This is a genomic window from Amycolatopsis sp. NPDC057786 (genome assembly GCF_042797905.1).
Lineage (GTDB): Bacteria > Actinomycetota > Actinomycetes > Mycobacteriales > Pseudonocardiaceae > Amycolatopsis.
This window is the reverse complement of record NZ_JBHVKW010000078.1, coordinates 35,256-42,606: the sequence shown is the minus strand read 5'-3', so window position 1 is coordinate 42,606 and position 7,351 is coordinate 35,256. Positions and strand designations below refer to the sequence as shown.

The following is a 7,351-nucleotide window of genomic DNA, read 5'->3' as shown; positions in this document are numbered from 1 at the left end:
CTAAACGCAGGTGCGCCCCCGACCTGCGTTTAGCGGGCTAAACGCGATCCGGCGGCCGCGTCGCGTTTAGCGGGCTAATCGCGATCCGGTCGTCGCCGAGGGGTTCCGCACGGAACCCGACCGGGTGTAGAGACGTCTCAGAGCCCGAGGCGTGGGGTGTCCGCGTGTGCGCTAGCGTTCGAGCATCACAGCCGCCTCGTTTGTCCCGGGAGTCCCGCGCGCCCCGGGGTGCCGGTCGAACGACAGGAGAGCATTCGGATGTCCTATCCCAGCGGTGGGCCCGGCTACCCCCAGCAGGGTGGCGGCCAGCAACACCCCAACCCCGGCTCGGGAGCCTTTCCTCAGCAGCAGGCGCCGTCGCAGGCGACTCCGCTGAACCTGGCGTTGCTGCTCGCGCTCGCCGTGACCGTTCTCGGCCTGGTGCAGTTCTTCATCGGTTTCTCCGACGAAGCCGACGCCGCCGGGCAGATCTCGGTCTTCCTCCTGGTCAGCGGTCTGCTCGCGGCCCTGCACGCGCTGCCGCGCGGTCCGAAGACGCTGCCGTTCGCCGCGCTGTTCAGCGTCATCGGCGCGTTCGGAGCGCTGGACCTGGTCATCGGTTACGGGAGCGGCCGTGAGGATGTCTCGGTCCCCGGCATCCTCACCGTGGTGCTGATCCTCGGCATCCTGCAGATGCTGGTCGCGGTCGCCGCGCTCCTGTTCGAGCACGACGTCATCAAGCTGCCCGCCGCGAAGCCGCAGCAGCAGTCGCCGCAGGCCCCGTACAGCCAGCAGTTCCCGCAGCAGGGCCCGCAGGGGCCGTTCGGCCAGCAGGGCCAGCAGGGCCCGGCCGCCACGCAGGTCCAGCCGTTCCCCGGCTCGGGCCAGCAGGGGCAGCAGCAGGGTGAGCAGTCCGGTCCGTTCTCGCAGCCGGGCGGGTTCCAGCCGCCGGTCACGCAGCCGCCGGGCCAGCAGGCCACGACGTACGCGCCGCAACAGGGCCAGTTCTTCCAGCAGCCGCCGTCCTCCTCGTCGGAGTCGGGCCAGAACCCGGGCACGCCGCCCGGCGGTTTCGGCCAGCAGAGCTGACCTCTCGCACGAAAAAACACCCACTGTGACTCTCCGTGTCACAGTGGGTGTTTTTCTTTCCCGGGTTACCCGACCGGGTGGGTTGGGCCACGTGCGCCGACGGGCGGCGGCGTGCCTCACCCGGACGGCCCAGTCCGGATGTCATGGTGCGCTTCATGAAGCTGCTCACCCGCGACGAACGCCCGCCGGGCGAAGAGCCGGTGAGTGACCTCGTCCCCGAGCTGGAGGTCTCCAGGGCGAAGCGGGTTCGTGTGTTGCTCGCGGCGGCTTGCGCGCCCTTGTTGTTCTCCTTCACCACTATCGCGGCCGTCCTCGCGGTGGTTTCGTTCACCGCGGACCGGTCCCGGTTCTCCGCCACCGGCGCCCTGCTCTCCGCCGGCCCCGGCTGGCTCGCTTCGTGGCAGGTGGAAATCGACCTCGGCGGTCATCCGCTCGGCGTGCTGCCGCTGATGCCGACGCTCGTCGTCGGCTGGCTGGTGGCGAGGGCCGCCGCGCGCGCCGCCCGCCGCGGCGGCGGCCGGACCCCGGCGGACGCCATTCCCGTGGTGACGGTGATCGCAGGCTCCCACGCGCTGTTCGGTGTGCTCGTCGCCCTGCTGGCGGGCGGGTCGCCGGTCGACGTGAACCCGCTGACCGCCTTCTGCGTACCGGGCCTCCTCGCCGGACTCGCCGCCATCGCGGGGGTCGCCAAGGGCTGCGGGCTACCCGCCGCGGTGCGGGACCGGTTCGATCCGGTGGCCGTCCAAGGCCTGCGGGCGGGCGGGCTCGGGCTCGCCGCGTTGATCGCTTGCGGCGCCGTGGTGTTCACCACGGCCACCGCGTTTTCCTGGTCCACTGTGGACGGTCTGTTCGAGCCCGGCTTCGGTGCGAGCTTCGGCCTGTTCGTGCTTTCCGTCGCCTACCTGCCGAACGCGGTCGTCGCCGCGCTGTCGTTCACCACCGGGCCGGGTTTCTCGGTCGGTTCGCTGACCGTCGGCATGTTCGGCTACCAGGAAGGCAAGCTGCCAGGGGTGCCGCTGCTGGCGGGGGTCCCGTCGCACCACGCGGTCTGGTGGCCGGCGTTGCTGCTCCTGCCCGCGCTGGTCGGCGCGCTGGTCGGCTGGCGGATCCGCGCGATCGACGATGACCCGATGCTGCGGATGCGGGCGGTCGCCGTCGCGGGCGCGCTCGTCGCGTTCGGCTGCGTCGTCCTCGGAACCCTTTCCGGTGGCAGGCTGGGAGACGGGCCGTTCGATCCGGTCAGCGTGCCGGTCGGGGTCGCGTCGGTGATCGCCTTCTGCTGGATCGTCGTCCCCGGAGGGTTCGTCGCGTTCTTCGCCGGAGCGCACGACGCCCCCGAACCGCCGGGTGAACCCGAGGTCGAGGAAGACCTCGCCGAGCCGGAAGAGGACGAACCGGTCGAGGAAGAATCCGAACCCGAAGCCGAAGAACCGGCAGAGGACGTCGACGAGGCGCCGGCCGAAGACGAGGCGGAACCCGAGCCGGAAACCGAGCCCGAGCAGGACGGTGCCGTCGACGACGCTGTGACCGACTCCACCGACGGGTCCGGCGACGAAAGCACCCCCGGTGACGACCGTTAGGGTTGTCGCGACCAGGTGAAGCGCCGTACGCCCGAGTGCGTACCGCCGTGGCAAGGAGCCCGTTCTGGCTAGTCGGTTGGACCTGCCCACTCCGGTGAAGCTCGTCGTCCTCGCGTCCGGTTCCGGCACGCTGCTGCAAGCCGTGCTCGACGCGGTCGAAAAGCCGAACTTCCCGGCGAAGGTGGTCGCCGTCGGAGCGGACCGCGCCGGGATCGAGGCGCTCACCCGGGCCGAACGCGCGGGCGTGCCGTCGTTCGCCGTGCGGATGGCCGATCACCCGGACCGCGCGGCGTGGGACAAGGCGATCACCGAAGCCGTCGCCGCCTATCAGCCGGACCTGGTCGTCTCGGCCGGGTTCATGAAGATCCTCGGCGCCGAATTCCTCGCGCGGTTCTCCGGCCGCGTGATCAACACCCATCCGGCGTTGCTGCCGTCGTTCCCCGGGGCGCACGCCGTGGCCGACGCGCTGGCGATGGCCGTCAAGGTCACCGGGTCGACGGTCCATTTCGTCGACGCCGGAGTCGACACCGGGCCGATCATCGCGCAGGAGCCGGTGATCGTGGAACCCGACGACGACGAGCAAGTCCTGCACGAGCGGATCAAGGCCGTGGAACGCAGGCTCCTGGTGGAAACGATCGAAAAGCTCGGCCGGAGCGGGTGCGCGGTCGAGGGACGAAAGGTGAGGTTTTCGTGAGTACCGCACAGGGACAGCGTCCCGTCCGGCGCGCGCTGATCGGCGTCTCCGACAAGGCAGGCCTGCTCGAACTCGCCACCGGTCTGCACGCGGCGGGTGTCGAGATCGTGTCGACCGGCGGCACGGCGAAGGTCATCGCGAACGCCGGGGTGCCGGTGACGCCGGTCGAAGAGGTCACCGGGTTCCCAGAGTCCCTCGACGGCCGGGTCAAGACGCTGCACCCGCGCGTGCACGCGGGCCTGCTCGCCGACCGTGATCGCCCGGAGCACGTCGAGCAGCTCAAGCAGCTCGAGATCGCGCCGTTCGACCTGCTCGTGGTCAACCTGTACCCGTTCACGCAGACGGTCGCCTCGGGCGCGAGCCCCGAGGACTGTGTCGAGAACATCGACATCGGCGGCCCGGCGATGGTTCGCGCCGCGGCGAAGAACCACAACAGCGTCGCCGTCGTGGTCGACCCCTCCCGTTACGAGTGGGTGCTGGAGCGCGTCGCCGCCGGTGGTTTCGAGCTGGCCGACCGCAAGCGGCTCGCCGCGCAGGCCTACGCGCACACGGCGGCCTACGACACCGCGGTCGCGTCGTGGTTCGCGAACGTCTACGCGCCCGCGGACGACTCCGGTTTCCCGGACTTCACCGGTGCTTCGTGGGAGCGCGGCGACGTGCTGCGCTACGGCGAGAACCCGCACCAGAAGGCCGCACTGTACAAGCACTGGCGGCCGGGCCTCGCGCACGCGGAGCAGCTGCACGGCAAGGCCATGTCGTACAACAACTACGTCGACACCGACGCCGCGCGCCGTGCCGCCTACGACTTCGAGGCCCCGGCCGTCGCGATCATCAAGCACGCCAACCCGTGCGGGATCGCGGTCGGCGAGGATATCGCCGAGGCGCACCGGAAGGCGCACGCGTGCGACCCGGTTTCGGCCTACGGCGGGGTGATCGCGACCAACCGGCCGGTGACCCGCGAGGCCGCCGAGCAGATCTCCGAGGTGTTCACCGAGGTCGTCCTGGCGCCGGACTTCGACGCCGAGGCGCTGGAGATCCTGCAGCGCAAGAAGAACGTCCGGCTGCTGAAACTGCCCGCGATCACGTCGCCGGATCCGATCGAGTTCCGGCCGATCTCCGGCGGCATGCTGGTGCAGACCGTCGACACGATCGCCGCCGAGGGCGACGACCCGGCGAACTGGACCCTGGCGACCGGCGCGCCCGCCGACGAGCGGACGCTGGCCGACCTCGAGTTCGCGTGGCGTTCGCTGCGCGCGGTGAAGTCGAACGCCATCCTGCTGGCGAACGACGGCGCGACCGTCGGCGTCGGCATGGGCCAGGTGAACCGGGTCGACTCCTCGCGGCTCGCGGTGTCGCGTGCGGGGGAGCGGGCGAAGGGCTCCGTCGCCGCTTCGGACGCCTTCTTCCCGTTTCCGGACGGGCTCGAGGTCCTGCTGGAGGCAGGCGTCCGCGCCGTCGTCCAGCCGGGTGGCTCGATCCGCGACGCCGAGGTCATCGCCGCCGCCGAGGCCGCCGGGGTCACCCTGTACCTCACCGGCACGCGCCACTTCGCCCACTGACGCCGACCTGCGTTTAGCGGGCTAATCGCGATCCGGCACCGGACCTGCGTTTAGCCCCCTAATCGCGATCCCGAGGGGGGACTCGGATGTATCAGCAGCCTCAGGCGCCGGGGTTCAGGCCGCCTCCGCCGCCGTGGGTGGCGGAGAAGGCGAAGAAGAAACGCCGCATCGTCCTGATCCTGGTGATCGTCGCGGTGCTGGCCGTGCTCGTCGGTGGGGGAGTCACAGGCGCTATCTTCGCGTCGCGGTACTACAAGTCGACAGGGGCGTCGCCGACGTCGACCCCAGCCCCGCCGGAGTGCGAGGCCTTACGGCCGACGATGGAACGCCTCGGCGTCCCGAATCTCGCCGAGATCCAGGTCAGCCTGCCGTCCGCGGCCGCCACGTCGTCGAAGCTCACCTCTTGCACCTGGCGGCCTACGCCCGCCGAGCACGTCCGCTACCGATCTCTTGCCGTCTCGATCACTGCCTTCACCGGGCCGGAGGCCGAGCAGCGGGCGAGCGACTACAACCCGCCGACGACGGGCGAGGTCGTCCCGCTGCCGGAGATCTCGGAGCGGGCATGGTTCCGGATCGAGCGGTCCGGTGACGCGCACAGCCGGGCGGAGCTGTGGGCGCAGCGCGGCACGGTCCAGGTCTGGGTCATGTACTCGGCCAAGGACAAGGGCTTCTTCGCGGATGAGCGCTTGCCGGGCGATGTGCTCGTCGGAGAGGCCAAGACCGCCGCCATGGCGGCTTTCGATTCGGCGCACTGACCACCAGAGACCCGCGATCGCGGCGGTCGTGCGATGCTGGCCGCGGATCGCGATTAGCCCGCGAAACGCAGGTCCGGGCGCGCGTCGCCGTTAGCGGGCTAAACGCGATGCGGACGTACGGGAATCGGGTAGGGGAGGATCGGTGCACCAGCCGCCGCAGGGGTACGGCCAGGGGCCGGGTTACGGCCCGCCACCTGGGCAGGGAGGCCAGCCGGGTTATGGGCAGCAGCCCGGATATGGTCCGCCGCCCGGGTACGGTCCGCCCGGCTACGGGCCGCCGCCCAAGAAGAAAAAGACCGGGCTGATCGTCGGCCTGATCGTGGGCGGCGTGGTCCTTCTCGGGCTGGGCATCCCCGGCGGCATCTTCGCGTCCGAGTACTACTCGTCGGTCGGCAAGGCGCCGGTCTCGCAGCAGCCGCCCGCCGAGTGCGCCCTTTCCCCGGAGATCCTGAACAAGACGTTCACCAGCAGCTTCCAGGGCGTCCGCGACAACGAATTCAAAGCGGGCGAGATCGTCACCAAGCAGCAGGGCTGTTCCTGGCTGCCGCCGGAGAGCGACAACGTCCACGACCGCGCCCTCCAGGTCATGGTGTACCGCTACGAGGGGCCGGACGCCGAGAAGCGCGCGGCGGAGTCGTCCACCGGTTCGGCCGCGCCGTCCGAGCGTCAGCAGCAGGTGCAGGGCATCGGACAGAAGGCGGTGCTCGTCTCCCTCGACACCGACAGCGCCTTCAGCGGCGCGGAGCTGCGGGTCACCCAGGGCGTGTACGTCGTCATCGTCACCTACAAGGGATGGGACAAGGGGTTCTTCACGAACTCGCCGATCCCGCCCGCGGAGTCCGCCGAAGTGGCGAAGTCCGTGGGCGCCGAGCTCGTGAAGAACCTGCCCCGCTAGGCGTACAGGCCGTTCAGCCAGGCCGTCCACGCCTTCTCGGCTTCGTCCGCGTCGGCGTCTTCGGCGAACAGGTGGTGCCCGATGCCGACAGGCCAGCCCCAGACGTTCCGGCCGTAAAAGCGGTACAGCGCGTCTTCGGTCCGGACGCCGATGAAGGCCGGTGTCAGGTAGTCGACGACGCCCTCGACGCCGGGGACATCGAGATACACCCGGTCACCGACGGCCTTCGCGCCGATCGCCGCCCGGACGGCCTCGAACGCCTCGGGGGCCTTCGACGCTTCGGGTGCGTCGGCCTTGAAGTACTTCGCCGGACGCCGGTTGAAGTGCGTCAGGTACTCGCCCAGCGAGTGGTAGTAGAACGACGTGTGCTGACGGCACGCGTCGTATTCGACGTCCCAGTCGTCGAGGACGGTGGTGTGTTCATAGCGCAGGTATGTGCCCCCGTCCTTCGGTTCGAGGACGTATTCGAGCGTGTTGAACCAGCCGCTCTCGTCTTCCGCGTAGGTGACGAAGCGCTGCGACGGCTTCCAGACGGTGACCATGCCGCCGTCCGGGGTGAGGCCGGACTCGGCGCCGCCGTCGCGGGGTTCGTACTGGATCGGCCAGAGCCAGCCGCCGCTGCCCGTGGTGATCGCGGCCCAGGTGTCCGCGGGTGTGGTGGGGAGGTAGCCCTCGAAGCGGACCTCGGATTCCTTCGCCATGACTGTCCCTCTCTCGTCTGCCTTCACAAGAGCGACGCCTGGCCAGGGGCGCTTTCGACACCGGATCGCGTTTAGCCCGCTAAAGTCGATGTGACGCGG

Annotated in this window: 7 protein-coding genes; 6 read left to right on the top strand and 1 reads right to left on the bottom strand. The window is 70.2% G+C overall.

Translation table 11 applies throughout. The features are described from left to right. Positions 1 to 258: 258 nt before the first annotated feature. The 6 genes from ACFVM3_RS30730 to ACFVM3_RS30705 all read left to right on the top strand — a co-directional run bounded on the left by ACFVM3_RS30730 (position 259) and on the right by ACFVM3_RS30705 (position 6,551). Positions 259 to 1,068 carry a DUF5336 domain-containing protein gene (locus ACFVM3_RS30730; RefSeq protein WP_378443431.1) on the top strand — a complete coding sequence of 270 codons (810 nt, stop codon included), beginning with the start codon at positions 259 to 261 and terminating at the stop codon, positions 1,066 to 1,068. A 143-nt stretch (positions 1,069 to 1,211) separates the two neighbouring features. Then, a complete protein-coding gene (locus tag ACFVM3_RS30725) occupies positions 1,212 to 2,648 on the top strand; it encodes a DUF6350 family protein (protein ID WP_378443430.1) in 1,437 nt (478 codons plus the stop codon). A gap of 76 nt (positions 2,649 to 2,724) precedes the next feature. Continuing rightward, a complete protein-coding gene (purN, locus tag ACFVM3_RS30720) occupies positions 2,725 to 3,342 on the top strand; it encodes a phosphoribosylglycinamide formyltransferase (protein WP_378443429.1) in 618 nt (205 codons plus the stop codon). Beyond that, positions 3,339 to 4,901 (top strand): bifunctional phosphoribosylaminoimidazolecarboxamide formyltransferase/IMP cyclohydrolase, encoded by a 1,563-nt coding sequence (gene purH / locus ACFVM3_RS30715; protein WP_378443428.1) that lies wholly within the window; start codon positions 3,339 to 3,341, stop codon positions 4,899 to 4,901. The genes purN and purH overlap by 4 nt, the downstream gene beginning before the upstream one ends. Before the next feature lie 86 nt (positions 4,902 to 4,987). Then, complete coding sequence (locus ACFVM3_RS30710) at positions 4,988 to 5,656, top strand: hypothetical protein (protein ID WP_378443427.1); 669 nt, start codon at positions 4,988 to 4,990, stop codon at positions 5,654 to 5,656. 142 nt (positions 5,657 to 5,798) lie between these two features. After that, positions 5,799 to 6,551, top strand: a complete 753-nt coding sequence (locus ACFVM3_RS30705; RefSeq protein WP_378443426.1) for a hypothetical protein — start codon at positions 5,799 to 5,801, stop codon at positions 6,549 to 6,551. Here the strand turns inward: ACFVM3_RS30705 and ACFVM3_RS30700 are convergent. Next, complete coding sequence (locus tag ACFVM3_RS30700; protein ID WP_378443425.1) at positions 6,548 to 7,252, bottom strand: SRPBCC domain-containing protein; 705 nt, start codon at positions 7,250 to 7,252, stop codon at positions 6,548 to 6,550. The two genes, ACFVM3_RS30705 and ACFVM3_RS30700, sit on opposite strands and share 4 nt — an antisense overlap. Positions 7,253 to 7,351 lie beyond the last annotated feature (99 nt).